The sequence below is a fragment of the Pseudoduganella sp. UC29_106 genome (assembly GCF_044055365.1).
Classification (GTDB): domain Bacteria; phylum Pseudomonadota; class Gammaproteobacteria; order Burkholderiales; family Burkholderiaceae_D; genus Rugamonas.
On the sequence record NZ_CP171977.1, the window covers coordinates 3,796,873 to 3,821,195 of the forward strand.

Annotated in this window: 19 protein-coding genes, 2 tRNA genes and 4 pseudogenes; 6 read left to right on the forward strand and 19 right to left on the reverse strand. The window is 62.0% G+C overall.

What is annotated here, in order from left to right:
* Positions 1–74: 74 nt before the first annotated feature.
* The 11 genes and pseudogenes from ACHMW6_RS19095 to ACHMW6_RS19145 form a co-directional block, all read right to left on the reverse strand.
* Positions 75–485, reverse strand: a complete 411-nt coding sequence (locus ACHMW6_RS19095) for a MerR family transcriptional regulator (RefSeq protein WP_395398969.1) — start codon at positions 483–485, stop codon at positions 75–77.
* A gap of 15 nt (positions 486–500) precedes the next feature.
* On the reverse strand, positions 501–914 hold the full coding sequence (locus ACHMW6_RS19100) for an integration host factor subunit alpha (RefSeq protein ID WP_395408653.1): 414 nt from the start codon (positions 912–914) through the stop codon (positions 501–503).
* 149 nt (positions 915–1,063) lie between these two features.
* Positions 1,064–3,491: pseudogene (gene pheT, locus ACHMW6_RS19105) on the reverse strand (phenylalanine--tRNA ligase subunit beta).
* A 94-nt stretch (positions 3,492–3,585) separates the two neighbouring features.
* On the reverse strand, positions 3,586–4,602 hold the full coding sequence (pheS, locus tag ACHMW6_RS19110; RefSeq protein WP_395398971.1) for a phenylalanine--tRNA ligase subunit alpha: 1,017 nt from the start codon (positions 4,600–4,602) through the stop codon (positions 3,586–3,588).
* Positions 4,603–4,702: 100 nt separating this feature from the next.
* Entirely contained in the window at positions 4,703–5,062 is a 360-nt protein-coding gene (gene rplT / locus ACHMW6_RS19115; protein ID WP_050407402.1) for a 50S ribosomal protein L20, read from the reverse strand.
* Between the two features lie 25 nt (positions 5,063–5,087).
* Positions 5,088–5,285, reverse strand: a complete 198-nt coding sequence (rpmI, locus tag ACHMW6_RS19120; protein WP_026354218.1) for a 50S ribosomal protein L35 — start codon at positions 5,283–5,285, stop codon at positions 5,088–5,090.
* Between the two features lie 289 nt (positions 5,286–5,574).
* Positions 5,575–5,898 (reverse strand): hypothetical protein, encoded by a 324-nt coding sequence (locus ACHMW6_RS19125; protein ID WP_395398974.1) that lies wholly within the window; start codon positions 5,896–5,898, stop codon positions 5,575–5,577.
* A gap of 567 nt (positions 5,899–6,465) precedes the next feature.
* Positions 6,466–6,987 carry a translation initiation factor IF-3 gene (infC, locus tag ACHMW6_RS19130; protein ID WP_395408654.1) on the reverse strand — a complete coding sequence of 174 codons (522 nt, stop codon included), beginning with the start codon at positions 6,985–6,987 and terminating at the stop codon, positions 6,466–6,468.
* A gap of 51 nt (positions 6,988–7,038) precedes the next feature.
* On the reverse strand, positions 7,039–8,946 hold the full coding sequence (gene thrS / locus ACHMW6_RS19135) for a threonine--tRNA ligase (protein WP_395408655.1): 1,908 nt from the start codon (positions 8,944–8,946) through the stop codon (positions 7,039–7,041).
* 182 nt (positions 8,947–9,128) lie between these two features.
* Positions 9,129–9,205: transfer RNA gene (locus tag ACHMW6_RS19140), tRNA-Val, on the reverse strand.
* Between the two features lie 29 nt (positions 9,206–9,234).
* Positions 9,235–9,311 (reverse strand) — tRNA-Val (locus tag ACHMW6_RS19145).
* Between the two features lie 92 nt (positions 9,312–9,403).
* Between ACHMW6_RS19145 and ACHMW6_RS19150 the strand changes: the two genes are divergently transcribed.
* Both ACHMW6_RS19150 and ACHMW6_RS19155 read left to right on the forward strand, forming a co-directional pair.
* The gene (locus tag ACHMW6_RS19150) at positions 9,404–10,321 is read left to right on the forward strand and encodes a cation diffusion facilitator family transporter (protein ID WP_395398976.1); all 918 of its coding nucleotides are present in this window, start codon (positions 9,404–9,406) and stop codon (positions 10,319–10,321) included.
* A gap of 1 nt (position 10,322) precedes the next feature.
* Positions 10,323–10,991 carry a hypothetical protein gene (locus ACHMW6_RS19155; protein ID WP_395398978.1) on the forward strand — a complete coding sequence of 223 codons (669 nt, stop codon included), beginning with the start codon at positions 10,323–10,325 and terminating at the stop codon, positions 10,989–10,991.
* On the opposite strand, the gene ACHMW6_RS19160 is transcribed toward ACHMW6_RS19155, so the two are convergent.
* The 5 genes and pseudogenes from ACHMW6_RS19160 to ACHMW6_RS19180 form a co-directional block, all read right to left on the reverse strand.
* Positions 10,988–11,524, reverse strand: coding sequence for a porin (locus ACHMW6_RS19160; protein WP_395398980.1), 537 nt, complete (start codon positions 11,522–11,524; stop codon positions 10,988–10,990). The genes ACHMW6_RS19155 and ACHMW6_RS19160 overlap by 4 nt on opposite strands.
* A complete protein-coding gene (locus tag ACHMW6_RS19165; RefSeq protein WP_395398982.1) occupies positions 11,508–12,005 on the reverse strand; it encodes a porin in 498 nt (165 codons plus the stop codon). Before ACHMW6_RS19165 ends, ACHMW6_RS19160 begins: the two co-directional genes overlap by 17 nt.
* Before the next feature lie 41 nt (positions 12,006–12,046).
* Positions 12,047–15,662 (reverse strand): annotated as a pseudogene (locus ACHMW6_RS19170) (hydantoinase B/oxoprolinase family protein).
* A 31-nt stretch (positions 15,663–15,693) separates the two neighbouring features.
* A complete protein-coding gene (locus tag ACHMW6_RS19175) occupies positions 15,694–16,968 on the reverse strand; it encodes an MFS transporter (protein WP_395398984.1) in 1,275 nt (424 codons plus the stop codon).
* Positions 16,969–17,050: 82 nt separating this feature from the next.
* Positions 17,051–17,842: a putative hydro-lyase gene (locus tag ACHMW6_RS19180; RefSeq protein ID WP_395408656.1), complete on the reverse strand. Its 792-nt coding sequence runs from the start codon at positions 17,840–17,842 to the stop codon at positions 17,051–17,053.
* 121 nt (positions 17,843–17,963) lie between these two features.
* Between ACHMW6_RS19180 and ACHMW6_RS19185 the strand changes: the two genes are divergently transcribed.
* Entirely contained in the window at positions 17,964–18,899 is a 936-nt protein-coding gene (locus ACHMW6_RS19185) for a LysR family transcriptional regulator (RefSeq protein ID WP_395398986.1), read from the forward strand.
* Here ACHMW6_RS19185 and ACHMW6_RS19190 read toward each other — a convergent pair.
* The 3 genes and pseudogenes from ACHMW6_RS19190 to ACHMW6_RS19200 form a co-directional block, all read right to left on the reverse strand.
* Positions 18,900–21,148 (reverse strand): annotated as a pseudogene (locus ACHMW6_RS19190) (RelA/SpoT family protein).
* A gap of 32 nt (positions 21,149–21,180) precedes the next feature.
* Positions 21,181–21,531 (reverse strand): RidA family protein, encoded by a 351-nt coding sequence (locus ACHMW6_RS19195; RefSeq protein WP_395398988.1) that lies wholly within the window; start codon positions 21,529–21,531, stop codon positions 21,181–21,183.
* A 9-nt stretch (positions 21,532–21,540) separates the two neighbouring features.
* A pseudogene (locus ACHMW6_RS19200) lies at positions 21,541–22,424 on the reverse strand (alpha/beta fold hydrolase).
* Positions 22,425–22,533: 109 nt separating this feature from the next.
* Between ACHMW6_RS19200 and ACHMW6_RS19205 the strand changes: the two are divergent.
* The 3 genes from ACHMW6_RS19205 to ACHMW6_RS19215 are packed head-to-tail and all read left to right on the forward strand — an operon-like array spanning position 22,534 to position 24,210.
* Positions 22,534–23,328, forward strand: coding sequence for a 3-hydroxybutyrate dehydrogenase (locus tag ACHMW6_RS19205; protein WP_395398990.1), 795 nt, complete (start codon positions 22,534–22,536; stop codon positions 23,326–23,328).
* 2 nt (positions 23,329–23,330) lie between these two features.
* Positions 23,331–23,864, forward strand: a complete 534-nt coding sequence (locus ACHMW6_RS19210; protein WP_395398992.1) for a hypothetical protein — start codon at positions 23,331–23,333, stop codon at positions 23,862–23,864.
* Positions 23,848–24,210, forward strand: coding sequence for a hypothetical protein (locus tag ACHMW6_RS19215; RefSeq protein ID WP_395398994.1), 363 nt, complete (start codon positions 23,848–23,850; stop codon positions 24,208–24,210). The genes ACHMW6_RS19210 and ACHMW6_RS19215 overlap by 17 nt, the downstream gene beginning before the upstream one ends.
* Positions 24,211–24,323 lie beyond the last annotated feature (113 nt).

Consider the following 24,323-nt stretch of genomic DNA (forward strand, 5'->3'; position numbering starts at 1 on the left):
AACATTAATATTGTAGCACCAAACTTTTAACAGTTTAGGCGAAAAAAAAGAGGCAGCAAAGCGCCTCCCCCGCCTTATTTCAGGAGCTCAAGAATGGCCTGCAGTTCACTGCGGATCATCTCGCGGTCCAGCGGCGGCGCTGTCTGCTCCCGGACCACGCCATTGAGCGCCTGATTTTCATCATACTCTCCCTGGACAGAATCGGTTGCACGGCTATCGAGCTTGTTGCGGGCGCCGCTGATAGTGAAGCCCTGCTCGTACAGCAGCTCACGGATGCGGCGGATCAGGAGCACTTCATGGTGCTGGTAATAGCGGCGGTTGCCGCGGCGCTTGACGGGCTTGAGCTGGGTGAATTCCTGCTCCCAGTAGCGCAGCACGTGCGGCTTCACACCACACAGCTCGCTTACTTCTCCAATGGTGAAGTAGCGCTTCGCCGGAATCGGCGGCAGCACTACCAGTTCAGCCTTGCCTGCGCGGTCGTTCATTCACGCACCTGCGGATCAGGCTGCGCGTGGCAGGCCGGTGCTATCTTCGACCATGCCTTTCAGCTTCTGGCTGGCGTGGAAGGTCACCACGCGGCGCGCCGTGATCGGGATTTCCTCGCCAGTCTTCGGATTGCGGCCCGGACGTTGCGGCTTGTCGCGCAGCTGGAAATTGCCGAAACCAGACAGCTTCACCGCCTCGCCTCGTTCGAGCGCATTGCGGATCTCGTCAAAAAAGGTCTCAACCATATCCTTGGCCTCGCGCTTGTTCAGGCCGACCTGTTCGAACAATAGTTCAGCCAGCTCCGCCTTGGTCAGCGTAGGCAAATCTTTTTCAGCTTCCTGGCGTACCTTCGCGCTATTGATGGCGCTATGCAGTTCGGCATCCAATGCGGAATCGAGTACGGCGGAATCGATGTCGTTGTTGTTAATTTTGCTGCCCTGCCTTCTAAAGTACACGAGTCCGGGTGAACCGGACTCTAAAAGATGTATCCAAGTGTTAAATGTTGCCGGAACACACACCGTTCCAGCCGACGATCCGTCGCGCCGCGTAGGGCGGATCATTGATCCGCCGTGCATGCTCAGCTGCGAACCCGTGCCCCTGCTTTTTCAGTCGCCGCAGCAGCAAAACTTGCCATCAGACTATCAACGACATCGTCCTGCAGGGTGTTTTGAGTATCTTGCAAGCTAAAGCGGAAAGCAAGCGATTTTTCGTCGTTTTCCAGACCTTTGCCGCGATATTCGTCAAACAAAACAATGGCTTGCACGATGCGGCCTGCGGCGTGGGAGGCTGCCGCGCCTTTGAAAGCGTCGAGCAGATCCTGTGCCGCCACCTCATGTTTGACCACCAGGGCCAGGTCGCGCGTGGCGCCTGGGAACTTGGAGATCTCTTCATATTTTGGCACAGCGCGTTGCTGTAACGCAACAGCGTCAACTTCGAACAGCACGGGCGCCTTCGGCAGATCGTATTTCTGCAGCCAGCGTGGATGCAGTTCACCGAGGAAACCAACGACCTTGCCATTCAGCTCGACCGATGCGGCACGGCCCGGATGCAGGGCCGGGTGCGACAGCTTGGCGAAGCGCAGTTGGGCCGGCGCGAACAGCGCTTCCAGGTCGGCTTTCACGTCGAAGAAGTCCACCTCGCGGGTATCCATGCCCCACTGCTCGTCAGCCACCGGGCCGTAAGCCATGGCGGCCACACGCTGCGGCTGGTCGTAGCCGGCCACGGTCAGCGGGCCGTCGGCCACGGACGTATCGCGCTTGTACACCGCGCCGACTTCAAACACGCGCACGCGCGGCTGCTTGCGATTGACGTTGTAGCGCACGTTCGCGACCAGGCTGCCGATCAGCGAGGAACGCATCACGGACATCTGACTGGCGATCGGATTCTGCAGCTTGATCGGGCTGTCGTTGTCGTTGAAGTCCAGTTCCCACTGGGCTTCCACAAAGCTCATGTTCACCACTTCCTGGAAGCCCAGGTCGGCCAGCTGGTGGCGCACGGCGAAGATGGAGCGGGTGTCTTCGTCTTCGATGCGCATCTCGTTGGCGGCAACCGGCGGCCGGGTCGGGATGTTCTCGAAGCCGTAGACACGGGCCACTTCCTCGATCAGGTCTTCCTCGATTTCGATGTCGAAGCGGTAGGACGGCGCGGTCACGCTGAATACACCGTTTTCCAGCGTGAACGGCAGCGCCAGGCGCTTGAAGATGTCCGCGATGACTTCATCGGTCAGCGCCACACCGATCACTTTCGAGGCGCGGGCGGTGCGCATGATCACCGGAGCGCGCTGCGGCAGATTGACAATCTGGTCATCGATCGGGCCGACCTTGGTGCTCTGCGTGCCGCAGATTTCCAGCAGCAGAGAAGTAATGCGCTCCAGGTGCTCCGGAATGGACGCGTAATCCACGCCGCGCTCGAAGCGGTGCGCGGGCATCGGTCGAGAAGTTGTAGCGGCGCGCGCGGCCCTGGATGGCGTTCGGCCACCAGAATGCGGCTTCCAGATAGATGTTGGTCGTGTCGTCCGACACGGCGGTAGCGTCGCCGCCCATGACGCCGGCCAGCGATTCCAGTTCCTTGTCGTCGGCAATCACGCCAACCCACTCATCGACTTCGACGGTGTTGCCGTTCAGGAGCTTGAGCTGCTCGCCCTTGCGGCCCCAGCGCACATCGAGGCCGCCGTGGATCTTGTCCAGGTCGAAGACGTGGGAAGGACGGCCCAGTTCCAGCATCACGTAGTTGGAGATGTCCACCAGGGCGGACACCGGGCGCTGGCCCGAGCGCTCCAGGCGCTGCTTCATCCACTCCGGCGTCTGCGCCTTCGCGTTCAGGCCGCGGATCACACGGCCCGCGAAGCGGCCGCACAGGTCCGGCGCGCTCACTTTGGCGCGCAGCTTTTCGTCCGTGTTGACGGGCACCGTGCGGTACTGCGGCACGCTCAGCGTCGATCCGGTGAGCGCGGACACTTCACGCGCCACGCCCAGCACGGACAGGCAATCCGCCTTGTTCGGCGTCAGCTTGATGGTGAATTTCAGGTCGTTCAGGGCCCAGTAGTCGCGGAAGTTCTTGCCGACCGGTGCGTCGTCCGGCAGCTCGATCAGGCCGGCGTGGTCTTCGGACAGATGCAGTTCGCGCGCGGAGCACAGCATGCCCTGCGACTCCACGCCGCGCAGCTGGCCCACCCTGATTTCAAACGGCTTGCCATCCGCGCCCGGAGGCAGCACGGCGCCCGCCATCGCGCACACGACCTTCAGGCCGGGGCGCACGTTCGGCGCGCCGCACACGATGTTCAGCAACGTGCCGGTGCCCACGTCCACCTGGCAGACGTTCAGGCGGTCGGCGTTCGGATGCTTGGCCATTTCGCGCACGTGGCCCACGACCACATTCGTGAACGGCGGAGCGACAGGATCAACCTCTTCCACTTCGAGGCCGGACATGGTCAGCAGATGCGCCAGCTCGTCCGAAGTCATCTTCGGATCGACCATGGTGCGGAGCCAGTTTTCGGAGAATTGCATAGTATTGGTGCCTTCTTCGTTATCTTGTTTAAAACCCTGGGCGGAAATCTGGTGTCCGGCACGGCGTGCCCGACACCTGCTTCGCGCCGTTGGTTTAGTTGAACTGTTTCAGGAAGCGCAAATCGCCTTCATAGAACAGGCGCAGATCGTTAACGCCATAGCGCAGCATGGTCAGGCGCTCAAGGCCGGAGCCGAACGCGAAGCCGATGTACTTCTCCGGATCGAGTCCGAAGTTGCGCACAACGTTAGGATGCACCTGTCCCGAGCCGGAGACTTCCAGCCAGCGCCCCTTGAGCGGGCCGCTGCCGAAAGCGATATCAATCTCCGCCGACGGTTCGGTAAACGGGAAATACGAAGGACGGAAGCGCACCTGCAGGTCGTCCGTCTCAAAGAAAGCCTTCACAAAATTCAGGTACACGCCCTTCAGGTCGGCGAAGGAAATGTTCTCGGCGATCCACAGGCCCTCGACCTGGTGGAACATCGGCGAGTGCGTGGCATCGCTGTCGACGCGATAGGTGCGGCCCGGCGCGATCACCTTGATCGGCGGCGTATGGCTGCGCGCATAGCGCACCTGCATCGGCGAGGTATGGGTACGCAGCAGCAGCGGCTTGCCTTCGCTGTCGTTGCCTTCGATGTAGAAGGTATCCTGCATCGAACGGGCCGGATGGTTTTCCGGCGAATTCAGTGCGGTAAAATTGGTCCAGTCGTTCTCGATCTCGGGACCGCCGGCAACGTCGAAACCGATGGATCGGAAGATCGCTTCCACGCGTTCCCAGGTGCGCATCACGGGGTGGATGCCGCCCGGAGCACGGCCGCGGCCGGGCATCGTCACGTCGATGGCTTCGGCATTCAGGCGTTGCTGGAGCTGGGCTTCGGCCATGGCGTCACGGCGCGCGTTCAGCGCGTTCTCGATCTGCACCTTGGCTGCATTGATCAGGGCGCCCTGGGTCTTCTTCTCTTCCGGAGTCAGCTTGCCCAGGCCCTTCATCATTTCGGTGATCTGGCCGGTCTTGCCAAGATACTTGGCTTTGGCGTTTTCAAGTGCGGCAGCGTCTGCGGCGGCGATAAAGTCAGCCTGCGCGGAGACGACAAGTTCTTCGAGGGAGTTCATCCGACTGTTTTCCTGTTTTGGAAATTAAAAACGGGACCTGGCTCGCACCATGTCCCGCTTCTTATGAGCGCCGCCCGAAGGCAGCGCGCATCACTGGCAATTAAGCAGCGATCTTGGCTTTGACGACGTTGACAATCGCTGCAAATGCAGGCTTGTCCATCACAGCCATATCAGCCAGGACCTTGCGGTCCAGTTCAATCGCGGCCTTCTTCAGACCATTCATGAACACGCTGTAGGTCAGACCGTGCTCGCGGGAAGCCGCGTTGATACGGGTGATCCACAGGGCGCGGAAGACGCGCTTCTTGTTACGACGGTCGCGGTATGCGTACTGGCCAGCGCGCATAACTGCTTGCTTGGCAATACGGTAAACCTTGCTGCGACGACCGCGGTAACCCTTGGCCAGGTTCAGTACTTTCTTATGACGGGCACGCGCAGTAACCCCACGTTTTACTCGAGGCATAGTAGCTCCTTAAATGAGTGTGAGATTAAGCGGACGGCATCATGCGGTAGACGCTCGTTACGTCCGACGCATTGATGTTACGGGTGCCACGCAGTTGACGCTTGTTTTTGGTGGTCTTCTTGGTCAGGATGTGACGCTTGAACGCCATACCGGACTTAACGGTGCCACCTGGGCGAACGCGGAAACGCTTCTTCGCGCTGCTCTTGGTTTTCATTTTTGGCATGTGAATGCTCCAAACATGACCGGATTGCAGGTGGCAGCCCTACGCTGCGCTTTCGGTGCCTGCTCTCACGGGAACCTCGGATTGTAGCACAAAGCCTTCGGGAAATGTAGGGCACATCACCACCCCGCCAAAGTTCGGGGTCAGCTCTGTCATTCGGACATCCAAGCCGGATGTTTGAGCCAGATCAATACGCAAATTCCCTGGATTTTTCGTATTGATCTCGATCAAAGACAGGCGTCGCATGTCCGAATGACAGAGCTGACCCCGAATTGCGGGACGTTAGTCCTGCTCAATGGCGGACTTGATAGATGACGCCGCCTGCGGTGTCGGAAATTCGGTTCGTAGTGAGGAAAATATACCCATCGCTTTCCGCGCGGGTTTTATAGGACTCATTTTCAACGGCTTCGGTTATCCATTTTTCGACAGTAGCCGGTTGGCCAAACATCATCCGCGTTTCACGCCAACGCAAGCCGACCAGGCCATCAGCCGGTTTATTCACGATTTCAACGGAGAGAATGCCGCTGATGATTTTGGCGGCATTTTCGATATCGCTTATTGCGGCCCATACAGCCGGCCTGGAGCCGTTAATATTTAGCTGTGCGTCAACGATCATGATTTTCCCAACATGAGCTTGCCCCCCCCCGGAAGCTTAACACTGATCGCGCAAGGATTTGGCGCGATAATGCCAGAATGTGGCGGACCTGGAGGAAGAATGAATCGCAGACTGATGGTTATGTCGCGGGATCAGCGATGGCGTGCGCAACCCTCGCAGCCCGTGCGCAGGAAATGCCTCAGGAAGAGTATGCGCGTCGATGCGAAGTTTTCACCCGGCCGAGGGGGGGCGATGTCGAGACTTATCAGTTTATGCCGGAACCAGACGTTACTCTGGTTATTGCGCTAGACGACGATAATAAGAAGATGGTGGCTGCGGCGCATCTTGGGGAGGCATATTTGGTGAGGAACCATATTACGGCCGAAAACATTAAAAAGGAGTTGGGAATTGACCTGTGGGCCAAATTGCCGGAACTTGTGTGCGGAAGATTTTTTTTGAGGGGAATGCCGATTAAAACCCAAGGCAGAAGCTGGTGGCAGCCACGATGTGGCAGCCACCTGTCCGGAGCAGGAGGAAATAAAAAGGGCCGGCGATTTGCCGGCCCTTTTGGGGAAGGAGGAGGAAGAATTACTTCTTCTTTTTCGGCGCCAGGACCATGATCATCTGGCGGCCTTCCATTTTCGGGAACTGCTCGACCTGGCCATGCGGCTCCAGGTCGGCTTTCAGACGCTCGAGCATGCGCATACCGATGTCCTGGTGGGCCATTTCACGGCCGCGGAAACGCAGGGTGATTTTGGTCTTGTCACCCTCTTCCAGGAACTTGATCAGGTTGCGCAGCTTGATGTTGTAGTCGCCATCGTCGGTACCCGGACGGAATTTGACTTCCTTCACGGAGATTACCTTCTGCTTCAACTTGGCTTCGTGCGCCTTTTTCTGTTCCGAATACTTGAACTTGCCGTAGTCCATCAGGCGGCACACCGGCGGAGTCGCGTTGGGAGCGATTTCCACGAGGTCCACGTTCGCCTCTTCCGCCAGGCGGAAAGCTTCGGCCAGGCTCACGATGCCCAGCGGTTCATTTTCCACACCCGACAGACGCATTTCGGGATAGGTGATCTCGCCATTGATGCGATGTGACTTTTCAGTAGCTATTGCAGTTTCCTTTAATGTTTGTTTGCTGGCCGGTTGCGGAGTAGTCCCGCATCAGGCTTTGGTAGCGACGTCTTGCTGGAGTCGCTCCACCAGGGCATCGATGGACATGACGCCCAGATCGACATTGCCCCGGGCACGCACGGCCACGGTGTTGGCATCCCGCTCTTTATCGCCGACAACCAGAATGTACGGCAGTTTTTGGACGGAATGTTCGCGTATTTTATACGTGATCTTCTCGTTGCGCAAATCAGCATCAACGCGGAAGCCCAGCTTGCGCAGCTTGGCAGCGAGGTCCCTGCAGTATTCCGCCTGTGCATCGCTGATGTTGAGAATCGATACTTGCACAGGTGCAAGCCACATCGGCATCGCGCCGGCGTGGTTCTCGATCAGGATGCCGATGAAGCGCTCCAGCGAACCGACGATTGCACGGTGCAGCATCACCGGCGTCTTGCGGGTGTTGTCGACCGCCACATACTCGGCGCCCAGGCGGCCCGGCATGGAGAAGTCCACCTGCATGGTGCCAACCTGCCACGGACGGCCCAGCGAATCCTTCAGGTGATACTCGATCTTCGGGCCGTAGAAAGCGCCCTCGCCCGGCAGCTCAGTCCAGGTCACGCCGCACGCGCGCAGTGCAGAGCGCAACGCTTCTTCAGCGGCATCCCACACCTCGTCGGAACCGATGCGGTTATCCGGACGCAGCGCAATCTTCACGTCGATGTGTTCGAACTTGAAGTCCTTGTAGACATCCATCGCCTGGGCGTGGAAGTCCGTCACTTCGGACTCGATCTGCTCTTCGGTGCAGAAGATGTGGCCATCATCCTGGGTAAAGCCGCGCACGCGCATCACGCCGTGCAGCGCGCCGGACGATTCATTGCGGTGGCACTGACCAAACTCGCCGTAGCGCAGCGGCAGGTCGCGATAGGAATGCAGGCCGGAGTTGTAAATCTGCACATGGCCCGGGCAGTTCATCGGCTTCAGCGCGTAGGAACGGTTCTCGGACTCGGTCGTGAACATATTCTCGCGATAGTTCTCCCAGTGGCCGGTCTTTTCCCACAGGGTGCGGTCCAGGATCTGCGGCGCCTTCACTTCCTGGTAGCCGTTTTCCTGGTACTTGCGGCGCATGTACTGCTCCACCTGCTGCCAGATGGTCCAGCCCTTCGGATGCCAGAAGATCAGGCCCGGTGCTTCATCCTGGAAGTGGAACAGGTCCAGCTGCTTGCCCAGCTTGCGGTGATCGCGCTTCTCGGCTTCTTCAAGCATGTGCAGGTACTGCTCCTGGTCTTCCTTCTTCGCCCAGGCGGTGCCGTACACACGCTGCAGCATTTCATTCTTGGAGTCGCCACGCCAGTAGGCGCCAGCCAGCTTCATCAGCTTGAAGACTTTCAGCTTGCCGGTGGACGGCACGTGCGGGCCGCGGCACAGGTCGGTGAAGCCGCCTTCGCTGTACAGGGAAACGTCTTCATTGGCCGGAATCGAGGCGATGATCTCGGCCTTGTAGTGTTCATTGATGGACTTGAAATAGGCCACGGCCTCGTCGCGCGGCAGCACCTTGCGGGTCACCTGCTCGTCCTTCTTCGCCAGCTCGCCCATCTTCTTCTCGATCGCCACCAGGTCTTCCGGGGTGAACGGACGCTTGTAGCTGAAGTCGTAGTAGAAGCCGTTCTCGATGACCGGACCGATGGTCACTTGCGCGTCAGGGAACAGTTCCTTGACGGCGTAGGCCAGCAGGTGGGCGGTGGAGTGACGGATGACTTCCAGGCCTTCCGGATCGCGCTCGGTCACGATGGCGACATCGGAATCCTTGTCGATCAGGAAGGAAGTGTCGACCACCTTGCCATCGACCTTGCCTGCCAGCGCGGCTTTGCCCAGGCTGGTGCTGATATTGGACGCCACCTGTGCCACGGTGACGGGCGCTTCGAATTGACGGATGGAGCCGTCGGGCAGTCGGACTGAAACCATCATGATCTCCAGTTTGAAAATTAATTCGGGAAAAATCGGGACGAAAAAAAACGCGGACTAGCCGCGTTTTTTCTTCAATTTGAACAAGCAAAAGAAAGCCGATCGACTAGCGTCACTCACCAACCGTCATGGTAGTTCGCGGTGTCATAACCGGTGTGCCTTTCTCGCTCTTACAAAGTGTCTGGTGGGCGGTGCAGAATTCGAATCTGCGACCCCCTGGATGTCGACCAGGTATTCTAACCAGCTGAACTAACCGCCCGTTGTCTTTTGCAATCGTACTACATGTTCTGGTGGGCGGTGAGGAATTCGAATCCCCGACCCCTTGGATGTCGACCAAGTATTCTAACCAGCTGAACTAACCGCCCGAGGACTCGCATTATAGAGAGGCCGCCCTCCTGTGACAAGTATTTTCCTATGAAAACATTGTGAAATATTCCCATGTTATAGTCGCCGGGCTATGCAGACCAAGAATCCCTCCCCCTCCGCCCACTTGCACGCCCACCTGGATGGCGATGCTGAACACGCCCATTTTGCCGAACACCGCAGCCAGACCGCGCTGGCCATCGCCCTCGCGCTGACACTGGGATTTGCCTTTGTCGAAGTCGCCGCCGGCTTCATCGCCAATTCGCTCGCCCTGATCTCGGACGCCGGCCATATGGTGACCGACGCCGCCTCGCTCGGCCTGGCCCTGCTGGCGCAACTGATCGCCAAACGCCGCCCGTCCGCCCGCTATTCCTTTGGCTATGGCCGCGCCGAGGCGCTGGCCGCTTTCGTCAACGGCCTGGCAATGCTGGCGGTCGTGGCCTGGATTTTTGTCGAAGCCGTACAACGCTTTGCCGATCCGAAGCCGGTACAGGGCAATACCGTCCTGCTGGTGGCGGGCATCGGCCTCGCCATCAACCTGGTTGTGGCATGGACGCTGTCGCGCGACCAGGGCAGCATGAATACCCGCGCCGCCCTGGTGCACGTGATGGGCGACCTGCTCGGCTCCGTGGCTGCGCTGGCGGCCGGCGGAGTGATCATGTGGACCGGATGGATGCAGATCGACCCGCTGCTTTCGGTGCTGGTGTCGCTGCTGATCCTGAAGTCCACCGTGAGCGTGCTGCGCGAGTCCTATCATCACCTGATGGAAGCGGTGCCGGACGGCGCGGACTATCTGCAGATCGGCGCGGACCTGGCCGCGATGGATGGCGTGGTTTCCGTGCACGACCTGCACGTATGGGACATGTCCCCCGGCCACCCTGCCCTGATCGGCCATCTCGAAATCCGCGACCTGCAGGAATGGCCTCGCATCCTGCACAACGTGAAAGCCATGCTGCTGGCGCGGCACGGCATCGACCACATCACCTTGCAGGCCGAAGTAGCCCATTCCTGATATGCGCCGGCTCCACCCTTTGCCGCTGCTCGCTCTCGCCTGCACCCAGGCGCACGCCGGCCGTCCCATGACGACGGATGACGCCAGCATCCTCGACCCGAACAGCTGTCAGCTCGAAACCTGGACACTGCGCAGCCGCGCCAGCAATGAATTCTGGGCGATGCCTGCCTGCCGCGTCGGCGAGTTCGAACTGGCGGCAGGTGCAGGCCGCGCGGGGACGTCCGACGCCAGGAAGACCTATGGCGTCTTGCAGGCCAAGACGGTATTCAAACCGCTGGACGTCAACGACTGGGGCATCGGCCTGGCCTTCGGCACCCAGTTCGACACACGCAAGGGCCTGAGCGGCGACCGCTATGCCTATGTCCCCATCAGCTGGTCGCTGAACGACGACCGCCTGCAGCTCCACACCAACCTGGGCTGGCTGCGCGAGAAAGCCACGCAGCGCGATTTCGCAACGTGGGCGCTGGGCGCCGAAGCCCAGGTGGCGGAGAACGGCTGGCTAAGCCTGGAGTCTTTCGGCCGCAATGACGGCCGTCCGTCCTACCAGGTGGGCGCGCGCATGTGGCTGGTGCAGGACCGCATCCAGCTGGACGGCTCGCTGAGCGACCGCGTGCACCACAGCCACCCCGAGCGCGCCCTCACCCTCGGCCTGAAGTTCGTCACGCCTTAAAACGTATGGCGCACGCCCAGGTTCACCGCGCGGTTGCCGCTTCCCCCTTCAATTGAACTGCCCACCGTGTAGCCGGCACCATTGTGGTTGCGGATGTAACCGTACACGCCATACAGGTCGGTGCGCCGCGACAGGAAGTAGCGATAGCCGGCGGCCAGCTGCTCGGCATCCTGGTTGAAACGGGTCCTGTCGTTCTTGCGGATATAGGACGCGAGCCAGGCGCCGGCGCCCTGCGGCACGGTGAGACCGAGCAGCAGCACATTGCTGTCCGTGCTGGGCGTCGGCGCGACTGCATAGCCGAAGGGATTGCCGCTATTACGCCGCGGCGCGCTGTTCGGCCCCTTGTCCACGCCGTAGGCGAAGTGCGCCTTCGCCATGCCGAAGTCATAGACCGCTACCAGCACCGTATTGCGCGCGCTGGCCGTGCCGGTGTCGTTGTTGCGCCGGTGATGGGCCAGGCGCAGCACCAGCGGACCGTTCACATAGCCCAGCGCGCCACCCAGTTGGCGGTTGCCGCTATTGTTGCCGGCCACCTCGCCCGCGCCGTAAAACCAGCTCCAGCTGCGCACCTTGCAGCGTGGGCGACGTGTACTTCACCGCGTTGTCCATGCGGCTGGCGCTGTTGCCGGTTGCCGCCATCAGGTTTTTGGTGTCGCCCGCCGTGCCGGAACCGAAGGGATCGGCCGTCACCACTGCCACATACTGCGGCGTGTACTGGCGGCCCAGCGTGACCGTGCCGGCCCGGCTTTGCAGGCCAACGTAGGCCTGGCGCCCGAACAGCAGGCCGCCCTGCCCCATTGCTCCCGTGTCGGCCTGGTAGCCGCTCTCCAGCAGGAAGATTGCAGCCATGCCATCGCCCAGGTCTTCGGTGCCTTTGAAACCAAGGCGCGATCCGGACTCCACGCCGCTCGTCACCTTGGTAACGGACGCCGTACCGCCACTCTCACGTACCAGCCCCATATCGACAATACCGTACATCAGCACGCTGCTTGGGCAGCAGCCGCCCCTGCCCATGCGCCCAGCATGAGCATCAACAATTTTTTGGTCATAAAGTGTCAGGCGCCGAAGCCGCCGCCTCCCGGAGTCTCGATCGCGAACACGTCGCCGGCGCGCATCTCGGTGCTGTGCGTGGCGCCGAATTCCTCCACCGTGCCGTCGCTGCGTTCGACCCAGTTGCGTCCCAGGGCGCCGGCCGCGCCGCCGTTCAGGCCAAATGGCGGCACACGGCGATGGCCTGCCAGGATGCTGGCGGTCATATCCTGCAGGAAGCGGATGCGGCGCACCGCGCCATCCCCGCCCTGCTGCGCGCCCGCGCCGCCACTGCCGCGCCGAATGGCGTGGGTTTCCCACGCGCACCGGGAAACGCCACTCCAGAACTTCAGGATCGGTCATGCGCGAGTTGGTCATATGGGTCTGCACCGCAGCCGTGCCAGAGAAGCCCGGCCCTGCGCCGGAACCGCCGGCGATGGTCTCGTAGTACTGGTGCTCTTCATTGCCGAAGGTGAAGTTGTTCATCGTGCCTTGAGACGCCGCCATCACACCCAGCGCGCCGTACAAGGCGTCAGTCACGTACTGAGACACTTCCACATTGCCCGCCACCACGGCGGCAGGGTAGCGGGGATTCAGCATCGAGCCCTCCGGCACGATCAGGTTCAGCGGCTTCAGCACGCCTTCGTTCATCGGAATATCGCAATCGAGCAAGGTGCGGAACACGTACAGCACGGCCGCCTTGCACACGGACAGCGGCGCATTGAAGTTCGTCGGCCGCTGGGCGCTGGTGCCTGTGAAGTCCACCGTGGCGCTGCGGCTGGTGTGGTCCACGGTCACGCTGACCTGCACTACCGCACCATCATCCATCTCGTAGGCAAATCTGCCGTCGCGCAGGCCGCCGATGGCCTTGCGTACCGCGGCTTCGGCGTTGTCCTGCACATGCTGCATATAGGCCAGCACCACATCCTGCCCATAGGTAGAAGCGGCCTTCAGCAGCTCGTTGGCGCCGGTCTCGCAGGCGCCCAGCTGAGCGATCAGGTCGGCGATGTTCTGGTCGATATTGCGGCTTGGCAAGGGGCCGGCGCCAAACAGGCCGCGCACTTTCTCTTCCAGGAATACGCCGCCTTCGACGATCTTTACGTTGTCGAGCAATACGCCCTCCTCGTCGATCACCGTGCTGTTGGGCGGCATGGAACCCGGGGTGATGCCCCCCGCGTCGCCGTGGTGGCCGCGCGCAGCGACGTAGAACAGCGGGCCGGCGCCGGCCTGTGCGCCATAGACTGGGCTGACCACCGTGATGTCCGGCAGATGGGTGCCGCCGTTGTAGGGCACGTTCAGCGCATACGCGTCGCCCGGCGCCATGGTGTCGCGGTGCTGGCGGATCACGCACTGCACGCTGTCGCTCATCGATCCCAGGTGCACGGGGATGTGCGGCGCGTTGGCGATCAGGTTGCCGTGGCGGTCGAACACGGCGCAGGAAAAGTCCAGGCGCTCCTTCATATTGACCGAGTAGGCCGTATTTTCCAGCGTGCTGCCCATCTGGCGCGCAATTGCCATGAACAGGTTGTTGAAGATCTCCAGGTGGATGGGATGGACGGCCGTGGTGACCTTGTGCGTGCTGCCAGCCGCTTCACTGCGCTCCAGCAGCAGCGAGTAGTCGGGCAGCACGCGCGCCGTCCAACCCGGCTCCAGCACGGTGGTGGCGATTTCCTCGCGAATCAGCGCCGGGCCGGCCACACGCGCGCCAATTGGCAGCGCGGCGCGCACATGCATGGCGATCTGCGCCGGCTCGCCGTCGACATAGCTCGGCACCTGGCCAGCGACCGCGCCGCCCTCACCGGCCGGCACTTCGATCACATAGTCCGCACCGCCGCCGGCGCCAATCGCCTCGGCCGACACCGATTCGATCACCAGCGGGTGGTCTTCCATCACGAAGCCGAAACGGCTGCGATACTGCTCGGCGAAGGCTGCAGCCATCGCTTCGGCGCTGCCGAGCGGAATTACGAAAGCCGAGTCGCTGCCCTCGTATTTCAGGCGGGCACACAGTTCGACGCGGATATCGCTGGCCGCTACTTGCTGGGCCAGCAATTCGGCACGCGCATCGCCCGACAGGTCATTCAGCTGCGGCTGCAGGGCTTGCAGCGTGGCCGCGTCCAAAGGCTGCTCGACCGCACCTTCGCGCATGGCGCGGATATCGGCCAGGCCCATGCCGAAGGCTGACAGCACACCGGCGAACGGGTGGATCACGATCTGGGTCATGCCCAGCACGTCCGCCACGCGGCAGGCATGCTGGCCGCCGGCGCCGCCGAAACAGCACATGGCGTAGCGGCTCACGTCATAGCCACGCTCGACGGAGATGGCCTTGATGGCTTGCGCCATATTGTCCACGGCGACGGCCAGGAAGCCATCCGCCACGGCAGCGGGCGACATGCGCGTGCCCGTCTCCGCGGCGATCCGCTCGGCCAGGGCGGCAAATTTCTGTTCCACGACTTCCCGGTCCAGCGGCAGGTCGCCGTTCGGGCCGAACACGTGCGGGAAGTGTTCAGGCTGCACGCGGCCCAGCATCACATTGCAGTCCGTGACCGTCAGCGGGCCGCCCTTGCGGTAGCTGGCCGGGCCCGGATTGGCGCCAGCGGACTCCGGGCCGACCTTGAAACGGCCATTCTCGAAGCTGCAAACCGAGCCGCCGCCGGCAGCCACGGTATGAATGTGCATCATCGGCGCGCGCACCCGCACGCCGGCCACCACAGTTTCGAACACACGCTCATAGCTGCCGTCGTAGTGCGCCACGTCGGTCGAGGTGCCGCCCATATCAAAGCCGATCACCTGGCGCAGGCCAAGCGCCTCGCAGCTCTTGACGGCGCCCACGATGCCGCCGGCCGGGCCGGAGAGAATGGCGTCCTTGCCCTGGAAGCGGCCCGCATCGGTCAGGCCGCCGTTCGACTGCATGAACATGATGCGCACGCCGCCCGTGTCGCGGGAAACGCGGGAAACATAATCGCGCAGCACCGGCGACAGGTAGGCGTCCACCACCGTGGTATCGCCGCGGCCCACAATCTTCATCAGGGGGCTGACCAGGTGGCTGACCGAAATCTGCGTGAAGCCGGCGTCTTCCGCCAGTGCGCGCAGGCGCTGTTCGTGGCGCGGATAGCGATAGGCGTGCATCAGCGCGATGGCGATGGCGTCGATACCCTTTTCGCGCAGAGCACGGAACTGGCGGCGCAGCAGCGCTTCGTCCGGCGCCTGCAGCACTTCGCCGTGTGCGCCGATGCGCTCATCGACTTCGATCACTTCCTCATAGATCAGGTCCGGCAAGTCGATGCGCATGGCAAAAATATCGGGACGGTCCTGGTAACCGATGCGCAGCTGGTCGGCGAAACCGCGCGTGATGGCCAGCGCCGTGCGGGCGCCTTTGCGCTCGAGCAGCGCATTGGTCGCCACGGTGGTCCCCATCTTGATCACTTCGATCTGGTCGGCCGGCAGCGGCTCATCCGACTTCAGGCCCAGCAGGTCACGCATGCCCTGGGTGACGGCGTCGCTGTAGCGCTCTGGCGATTCGGAGAGCAGCTTGTGCGTCACCAGCTTGCCATCCGGGCGGCGCGCCACGATGTCGGTGAAAGTGCCGCCGCGGTCGACCCAGAATTGCCAGCGCAGTTGATTGGTGGGGATATCGTTCTTCATGCTCTTGCCTCTATTCGTTATTCAGTAAAAATCAGGATTCCAGTTTCTTGCCGGCCGTTTCGGGCAGCGTGAGTGCGGCGAGGATCATCACGCCGTAGGCCACGCCGGCAAACACGCCAATCGCATAACCCAGGGACATGGACTGGCTGCTCAAGCCGATCATCAGCGGGAACAGCGCGCCGATTGCGCGGCCCATGTTGTAGCTGAAGCCCTGTCCGGAGCCGCGGATGCGGGTCGGGAACAGCTCGGTGAGGAAGGAGCCCATGCCGCTGAACACGCCGGACACGCAGAAGCCCAGCGGGAATCCCAGGAACAGCATGACGCTGTCGTTGACCGGCAGATGGGTGTAAGCGAGTGCGATGGCCATCGAACCGGCGCCAAACAGGATGAAATTCTTCTTGCGGCCCAGGTAATCGGTCAGGAAGGCGCTGACGATATAGCCGACATAGGAGCCGAAAATGACCATGGCCAGATAGCCGCCCGTGCCCAGCACCGTCAGGTGGCGCTCATTTTTCAGGAAGGTGGGCAGCCAGGTGGTGATGGCGTAATAGCCGCCCTGGGCGCCGGTGGTCAGCAGCACGGCGCGCAGCGTCACGCTCAGCAACTTCGGCGAGAAGATTTCCCAGAACGACGTGCGCTCGGCGCTTGCAGCTTCCTTCTTCTGCTGGGCCACGAACACTTCCGGCTCCTCGACGAAGCGGCGCACGAAGATCACAAACAGCGCCGGCAGAACGCCCAACAGGAATAGTGCACGCCACGCCCACTCCGGTGGCAGCAGCGAAAACATCAGCGCATACAGGATGGCCGAAACACCCCAGCCCAGCGCCCATCCGCCTGCACCATACCGACAGCCTTGCCGCGGTCCCTGGCGCGGGATCACTTCACCGATCAGGATGGCGCCTGCCGTCCATTCGCCGCCCATGCCAAAGCCCATCAGGCCGCGCGCTATCAGCAACTGCGTGAAGTCTTGCGCTACGCCGCACAGCACCGTGAACAGGGCGAACCACAGGATGGTAATTTGCAGCGCCTTCACGCGGCCGATGCGGTCGGACAGGATGCCCGCGATCCAGCCGCCGGCGGCGGAAGTCAGCAGGGTCACGGTGCCGATCAGGCCTGCGTCGCCTTTGGACAGGCCCCAGGTCGCGATCAGCGTCGGAATGACAAAGCTGAGGAACTGGGTATCCATCGCGTCCAGCGCATAACCGACCTTGCAACTCCAGAAGGTGCGGCGCTCCTTGCCGGTCAGCGCGTGGTACCAGGCGAAATGCCCTTCCTGCCCGGCCGTCTCTAGTGCTCTTGTGTTCATCGTCTTCTCCTGTCGTTGGGGCAGTACTTCTCCCGGGAACGCGCAGTCCCCTCTGCCACCGCTAATGATTAAGTGTAGAAAGTTAGAACGCGGCCAGCGAGGCGTTCAGGATGTCAGTCACCAGCATGTAACCCGGCTGGTGGGTGATCACCAGGGGCAGCCGCGCGTGGCGGATCGCTTCCTGGGGCGTTACGCCGCAAGCCCAGAAAACGGGAATCTCATCGGGCATGATCTCGACCGGGTCGCCGTAATCGGGCCGGGAAATGTCGGCAATGCCGATCAGCGCAGGGTCGCCCAGATGCACCGGCGCCCCGTGCACGGCCGGGAAGCGGCTGGTGATCTGCACAGCGCGGATCGCATCGGCCGCCTTCATGGGGCGCATGGACACCACCATCTGGCCGGCAAAGGGACCGGCGGCGGCGTTGGCGATATTGGTGCGGTACATCGCCACATTGCGGCGCTGTTCGATGTGGCGCAGCGGTATGCCGGCCGCCATCAGCATGTGCTCGAAAGAGAAGGAGCAGCCAATGGCAAAAGCCACCAGGTCGTCGCGCCAGACCTCATAGAGGTTATGCACCTGCTCCGCCAGTTCGCCGTGACGGTAGATGTTGTAGCCCGGCGTATCGCTGCGCAAGTCCAGGTCCGCGCCCAGCCTGTCGATCTGCCACTGGCCCGGCTCACCCACCGCCAGCAGTGGACAGGCGCGCGGATTACGCTGGCAGAACAGCAGGAAGTCACTGGCATGCTGTGCCGGCAGGATCACCAGGTTGGCCTGGGCGTAGTCGCCGCAATAGCCGGCCGTCGGCTGGCGGAAAGCGCCGCTGCGGACCTGGTGGCGTAATTCGAATGGGTTCATCTCATCTCCGTTTTCCAGTGTATGAGCTAAGAATAGTCAGGAACACCCCATCGCGGCTATCTAGTTATTATTTCCTTACGTGTTAAGATTTTCTGAACAGCTTGCACCAAAGGCGCGCAACTGGTTAAGCTATTCTTCCATGAATACCCGATTTCTCGAGACCTTCGTTACGCTGAGCCAGTTGCGCAGTTTCCGCGCCACGGCCCGCGCCCTGCACGCCACGCCGGCCGCAATTTCCTTGCGAATCAAGACCTTGGAAGAAGAATTGCAGACGGAACTGGTCGACCGCAACAGCAAGGAATTCCGCCTGACGGCGCAGGCCGAGTACCTGCTGGGCCATGCCAAGGCGGTGGTCGATGCCACACGCCGGCTGCAGGCGGCGGCGCACCAGAGCAGTGCAATCTGCGGCCGATTGCGCCTCGGCGTCATCGAATCAGTGGTGCACAGCTGGCTGGCGCAGTACATCCGCGAGCTGAATGTGTTGTATCCGGAACTCGATGTGGACCTGGCGGTGGATACCAGCCACGTACTGGAACGGCGCCTGCATGCCCGGGAACTGGACATGGTCTTCAAAGTGGAAGGAATTGAGAGTGCGGACATCGTCTCCGAAGCGCTGGCCACTTACCCGCTGCACTGGATCGCCCGCAAAGGCCTGGTCGACACGCGCAAGGAAGGCCTGAACCAGCGCCTCCTGCATCTGCCCATCCTGACCTTTGCACGCGGCACGCCGCCGCAACTGGCACTGGAGGACGCGGTGCGCAAGATGGCCAACCTGGCCGCCGTGCCGCTGGAAGAAACGCGCATCACCTGCTCGCCCTCTGTGGCGGCGATTGTGCAATTGGTGCGCGATGGTTACGGCGTGGCGGCCATTCCCAGCCTGTTCGTGGCCAGTTTCCTCGACAACGGTGAGTTCATCGAATTGCCGGTCCATCCGCGGCTGCCCTCGATCATCGTGTCGATGTGCATGCCCGCCGATGCCACGCGGCTGGTGCATGCTGCCGCGAATGCAGCGCGCCAGGCTTGCGCCAATTACTGCGCCCAGGTGGACGCGCGCTACATCACATCATTGTGCTGATCAGGCGCGGCGCGCCTCGATCACGCCCGTGACTTCGGCGATCGCCGCCAGTGCTTTCTGCAGCTGCGCGGTGGCGCCCACTTCGGCGGTAAAGGTCATGCGCGCCTGGCCTTTCGCCGACTGCGTATTCACACCGATCACATTGATCTTCTCGCGTGAGAAGATTTCCGAGATATCGCGCAGCAGCCCCTGGCGGTCGCCTGCCAGCACGAACAGGTCCACCGGATACACGGTATCCGACTTCGCGCTGCCCCAGGCGGTCACAATTACACGCTCAGGCGCCTTCGCGCGCATCTCGGCGAAGTTCTTGCACGAGGCGCGGTGGATGGAGACGCCCTTGCCGCGCGTGACGAAGCCCACTATCGGGTCCGGCGGCGCCGGCTTGCAGCATTTGGCCAGCTGCGTCATCAAGCCATCCGTGCCCACGACCAGCACGCCAGACTTGGCGCCCTGCTCCACGCTCGAAGCGCGGCTCTTGTTGACGGAAACCTGGTCGTCCGTGGCTTCCGGCTCAACCGGCTCGTGCAAGGCCTGTTCGACGTGGCGCAGGCTAATTCATCCTTGCCCACGGCCAGGAAGAGATCATCGACCTTGGAGAAGCCCAGCTTTTGCGCCAGCGTTTCCAGGTTGACGGCGGTCTTGCCTTCGCGCTGCAGCGCTTTTTCCACTGCGGACCTGCCGGCCGACAGCGTGGTCTCCATATCGATCGCATGGAACCAGGCGCGCACCTTGGAGCGCGTGCGGTTGCTGACGGTATAGCCTGGGCTCAGCCAGTCGGCGCGAAGGGCCGGCCGTGCCGGGCGCGCCCTTGGCCGTGATGATCTCGCAGGACTGCCCGCTTTTCAGCGGCGTATTCAGCGGCACCATTACGCCGTCGATCTTGGCGCCGCGGCAGCGGTGGCCTACATCGCTGTGCAGGTGGTAGGCGAAGTCGATCGGCGTGGCGCCCACCGGCAGCTCGATCACACGCGCCTGCGGCGTCAGCACGAAGATGCGGTCATCGAGCGAAGTGGCCTTCAGCTTTTCCACCCATTCGCGCTGCTGTTCCTCATTGCCAACCACGGCGTCCGCCACGTCGGTCTTCCAGGCCAGCAGCTGGCGCAGCCAGGCGATCTTCTCGTCGTACTGTGCGCCTCTGAAATTGGAGCCGCCCTCCTCCTTGTAGCGCCAGTGCGCGGCCACGCCGTATTCGGCAAAGTTGTGCATCTCCTGGGTACGGATCTGCACTTCGAGGGGACGGCCATCGTCCGCCGTCACCACCGTGTGCAGTGACTGGTAGCCGTTCGGCTTGGGACGCGAAATGTAATCGTCGAATTCTTTCGGGATCGGGGTCCAGATATTGTGGATCACGCCCAACACGGTGTAGCAGGTCTTCACGTCCGGCACTATCACGCGGAAGGCGCGCACATCGGTAAGAGTTCCGCGAAGTCCAGGTCCTTGCCGCGCATCTTGTTCCAGATCGAGTAGATGTGCTTCGGTCGGCCCGATACTTCAGCCTGGATGCCGGCGGATTGCAGTTCGGACTGCAGGCGCTCGATCGACGCGGAGACAAAGCTTTCGCGGCTCATGCGCTTCTCTTCCAGCATCTTCGCCACGCGCTTGTAGGTTTCCGGCTCGATGAAGCGGAAGGAGAGATCCTCCAGTTCCCACTTGATCTGCCAGATGCCCAGGCGGTTGGCCAGCGGCGCGTACAGGTCCAGCGTTTCGCGGCCGTAGGCGCGCGTCATTTCGTTGAACAGCTTGATGTCGGCGAAGTAGCGCAAGGTGGTGCAGCAGGAGGCCAGCCGCACCAGGACTACTCGCATATCGGTGGCCATCGCCAGCAACATCTTGCGCAGCGATTCCACCTGGGCCACTGCCTGCTGGACCGCAGTCTTGCTGCGGCCCGCGGCGCCCGGCGCGCTCAGGGTAAGTTCGCGCAGGCGTATCAGTTGGCGCACGCCCGTCACCAGTTCGCCCACTTCCTTGCCGAAGCGGGGCTCGATGGTCGGGGCGGTGTCGGCATCGAGCAGGGTCAGCTCGAACACCAGACCGGCAATACGGGTTTCAACATCGCTGCGCAGGAAGGCCAGCGTGCTGGCGATGCCAACGGAGAACTCGAAAGCGTCCTGGCCGTAGATATTCTTCCTGCCCGCATATGCCTCGCTGGCGAAATCCAGCGCTGACAGCATGCGAGCCCCATCGTCTGCGGACAAGCCCTGGACGAGCTGGTCCGACGTTGCGCTATTGAGAGCCGCGATTGAAACCATGATGAAACCTTTGAAAAACTAAGGGGATTGCTTTACTTCTGGGCTGCCACGATAACGAATTCGACGAGGCAGGCCGGGTTGGCCAGCTTGGCTTCCACGGTAGCGCGCGGCGGGGTTGCGCCTTGCACGACCCAGGCTTCCCACACTTCGTTCATGCCGGCGAAGTTGGCCATGTCGGTGATGTAGATCGCGGTGGACAGGATGCGGGACTTGTCGCTGCCCGCTTCTTCCAGCAGGCGGTCGATGTGGCCCAGCACTTCGCGGGTTTGTTCCTTGATGTCGCCATCGGTCTTTTCAGCGATCTGGCCGGCCAGGTAGACGGTGCCGTTGTGAACAGCGATTTCGGACAGGCGTTTACCTACGTGAAAGCGTTTGATTTCCATTTGGTTCTCTTAGTGGTTCAACAAAAAATCTTTGGCGATGGCGATCTGGTCGTCATGCAGGAAGGTCGGCGCGTGGCCGACGTTCGGAATTTCCACCAGCCTGGCGCGCGGGCCACGCTGGGTCATGGCCATTGCAGTCTCGCGTGACAGCAGGTCCGAATCGGCGCCGCGCACCAGCAGCGTCGGGCACTTGATGGCATCGTAGGCGGCCCACAGCATCGCTTCGTCGGCCTTGGCCGATTCCGGCGTCACGGACTGGAACGGCAGCGCCAGCCCCATATCGTAATGACGCACCCAGCTGCCATCCTTATCCTGGCGCAGCACGTCGCTTGCCAGCTTGCGCCATTCTTCGTCCGTGTGTTCGCCGAAGGTCAGGGACACATCGCGCACGAACTTGGCTCCCGCTTCAAAGCTGGGGGAAGCGCACTTCCTGGCCGATGTAATCGCCGATGCGCTGCACGGCAACAGCATCCAATGTGGGGCCAATGTCATTTAATACAAGCTTGCTGATTCGGGCTATCCGGCAGCGAAGCCAGTCCCATGCCGATCAGGCCACCCATCGAGGTGCCGAACCAGTCAACGGTCTGCCGCTCGCCATTGGCCAGCACGCGCGCCAGCAGGGTCACCATATCGCTCACGTATTGGGGAATGCGATAGAGCTGGGGATTGCGCAGCTTGCCCGAACGGCCGCGGCCCACCACATCGGGGCAGACCACGCGGTAGTCCTTGCACAGGGCGCGCGCGAGGTTGTCAAAGTCGTCCGACACGCGGGTGACGCCGTGCACGCAGAGCAGCACATTCGGATTGTCCGCCTCACCCCACTCCTTGTAGGCCATCTGGTGCAGGCCGGCCATGGAGATACATTGAACAGACTTTATTTTTGCCTCAATCATTCTGCTATTCCTCGCAAGGTGTTACTTTTTGGGCTACATTCTACCTTGGCTTGCACTTAAAATCTGCTGAAGTGTAACCCACCAGACAACTTAACCCTCAGAGGACCCCATGACTACATCCACGCTGCGCGGCAAGACTGCCCTGGTTACCGGCTCCACATCCGGCATCGGCCTGGGCATCGCGCGCTCGCTGGCGGCTGAAGGCGCCAATATTGTATTCAACGGTTTCGGCGACGCGGCCGAGATCGAGAAGCTGCAGAACGAGGTGGCAAAGGAATTCGGCGTGCAGTGCGCCTACCATGGCGCGGACATGTCCAAGCCGGCCGAAATCGAAGACATGATGGCTTATGCGGCCGCGCGTTTCGGCGGCGTCGATGTGCTGGTAAATAACGCCGGCATCCAGCACGTGGCCAATGTCGAGGAATTCCCGGTCGAGAAGTGGGACGCCATCCTCGCCATCAACCTGACCTCGGCCTTCCACACTTCGCGCCTGGCCATCCACGGCATGAAGAAAAAGGGCTGGGGACGCATCATCAATCTCGCTTCCACGCACGGCCTGGTCGCCTCGGCCGGCAAGTCCGCCTATGTCGCCGCCAAGCATGGCCTGGTGGGCCTGACCAAGGCCACCGCGCTGGAACTTGCCCAAACGGGCGTGACCTGCAACGCGATCTGTCCGGGCTGGGTGCTCACGCCGCTGGTGCAAAAGCAGATCGACGCACGCGCCTCGCAGCAAGGCATCAGCAATGATGAAGCCAAGCGCGCCCTGCTCGCGGACAAGCAGCCGTCCGGCGAATTCGTCACACCCGAAGAACTGGGCGGCCTCGCTGTCTTCCTGTGCAGCGACGCGGCCAAGCAGGTACGCGGCGTGGCGTGGAATATGGACGGCGGCTGGGTGGCGCAGTAATCATGGGCGCGCCGATCAGGGTCCTGCTGCAGACGACCATCGAGACCGCCGCCAATGACTGGCACATCGGCCGGTTTTCGATGCTGCGCGACTTCCTCGCAAGCCAACGCGGGTCGGATGGCGCGCCGCTGTTCGAGGTGACGGCGCGCGACCGCGCTGCGGTCGGGCAACCGGATCCCGTGATCTCGACCTTGGGATCGTCCGACTACGACGAGGTCTGGCTGTTCGCGGTCGATACCGGCAACGGCCTGCATGCCGAGGATTGCGCAGGCCTGTCCGCCTTCCACCGCAAGGGCGGCGGCATGATGGTCACGCGCGACCACATGGACCTCGGCTGTTCGCTTTGCTCCATCGCCGGCATCGGCGCCCTGCACCTCTTCCACACGCGCGACGGCGTCACCGGTGATCCCCGCTGCGCGCCGGGACGACCGCGGCACGCCGCAGATCCTCTGGCCCAATTTCCACTCCGGCGCAAACGGCGACGCGCAGCGCGTCACCATCAACGGCGACATCCATCCGGTGCTGCGCGATCCTGATTCGGACGACGGCGCGATACAGTACCTGCCCGCGCATCCCCACGAAGGCGCGGTCGCTGCACCGGCCGACAATCCGCTGGCGCGCGTGATCGCCACCGGCGTCAGCAAGGCCACAGGCAATCGCTTCAACATTGCGGTAGCGGTCGAGCCATCGGCCAGCGGAGGCCCCGTGATCGCCGAGTCCACCTTCCACCATTTCGCCGACTACAACTGGGACCCGGCCACCGGCTGCCCCGACTTCGTCAGCGAAGCCCCCGGCAACACCCTCGCCACCACTCCCGGCGCCATGCGCGCCGTGCACCGCTACGTCAGCAACATCGCCCACTGGCTCGCCCGCCGCCCCTAACCCGATTCCGCGTCCAATTCGGGGTCAGCTCTGTCATTCGGACACGCGGCCCAATCTTTGATCGATATCAATACGCAAATTCGGGCGATTTTGCGTATTGAGCTGGCTCAAAT

Coding starts and splice junctions, on each gene's coding strand:
- ACHMW6_RS19095 (WP_395398969.1), bottom strand. CDS start 485: ATGAACGACCGCGCAGGCAAGGCTGAACTGGTAGTGCTGCCGCCGATT.
- pheS (WP_395398971.1), bottom strand. CDS start 4,602: ATGAACTCCCTCGAAGAACTTGTCGTCTCCGCGCAGGCTGACTTTATC.
- rplT (WP_050407402.1), bottom strand. CDS start 5,062: ATGCCTCGAGTAAAACGTGGGGTTACTGCGCGTGCCCGTCATAAGAAA.
- rpmI (WP_026354218.1), bottom strand. CDS start 5,285: ATGCCAAAAATGAAAACCAAGAGCAGCGCGAAGAAGCGTTTCCGCGTT.
- ACHMW6_RS19125 (WP_395398974.1), bottom strand. CDS start 5,898: ATGATCGTTGACGCACAGCTAAATATTAACGGCTCCAGGCCGGCTGTA.
- thrS (WP_395408655.1), bottom strand. CDS start 8,946: ATGGTTTCAGTCCGACTGCCCGACGGCTCCATCCGTCAATTCGAAGCG.
- ACHMW6_RS19150 (WP_395398976.1), top strand. CDS start 9,404: ATGCAGACCAAGAATCCCTCCCCCTCCGCCCACTTGCACGCCCACCTG.
- ACHMW6_RS19155 (WP_395398978.1), top strand. CDS start 10,323: ATGCGCCGGCTCCACCCTTTGCCGCTGCTCGCTCTCGCCTGCACCCAG.
- ACHMW6_RS19165 (WP_395398982.1), bottom strand. CDS start 12,005: ATGGGCAGGGGCGGCTGCTGCCCAAGCAGCGTGCTGATGTACGGTATT.
- ACHMW6_RS19175 (WP_395398984.1), bottom strand. CDS start 16,968: ATGAACACAAGAGCACTAGAGACGGCCGGGCAGGAAGGGCATTTCGCC.
- ACHMW6_RS19185 (WP_395398986.1), top strand. CDS start 17,964: ATGAATACCCGATTTCTCGAGACCTTCGTTACGCTGAGCCAGTTGCGC.
- ACHMW6_RS19195 (WP_395398988.1), bottom strand. CDS start 21,531: ATGGAAATCAAACGCTTTCACGTAGGTAAACGCCTGTCCGAAATCGCT.
- ACHMW6_RS19205 (WP_395398990.1), top strand. CDS start 22,534: ATGACTACATCCACGCTGCGCGGCAAGACTGCCCTGGTTACCGGCTCC.
- ACHMW6_RS19210 (WP_395398992.1), top strand. CDS start 23,331: ATGGGCGCGCCGATCAGGGTCCTGCTGCAGACGACCATCGAGACCGCC.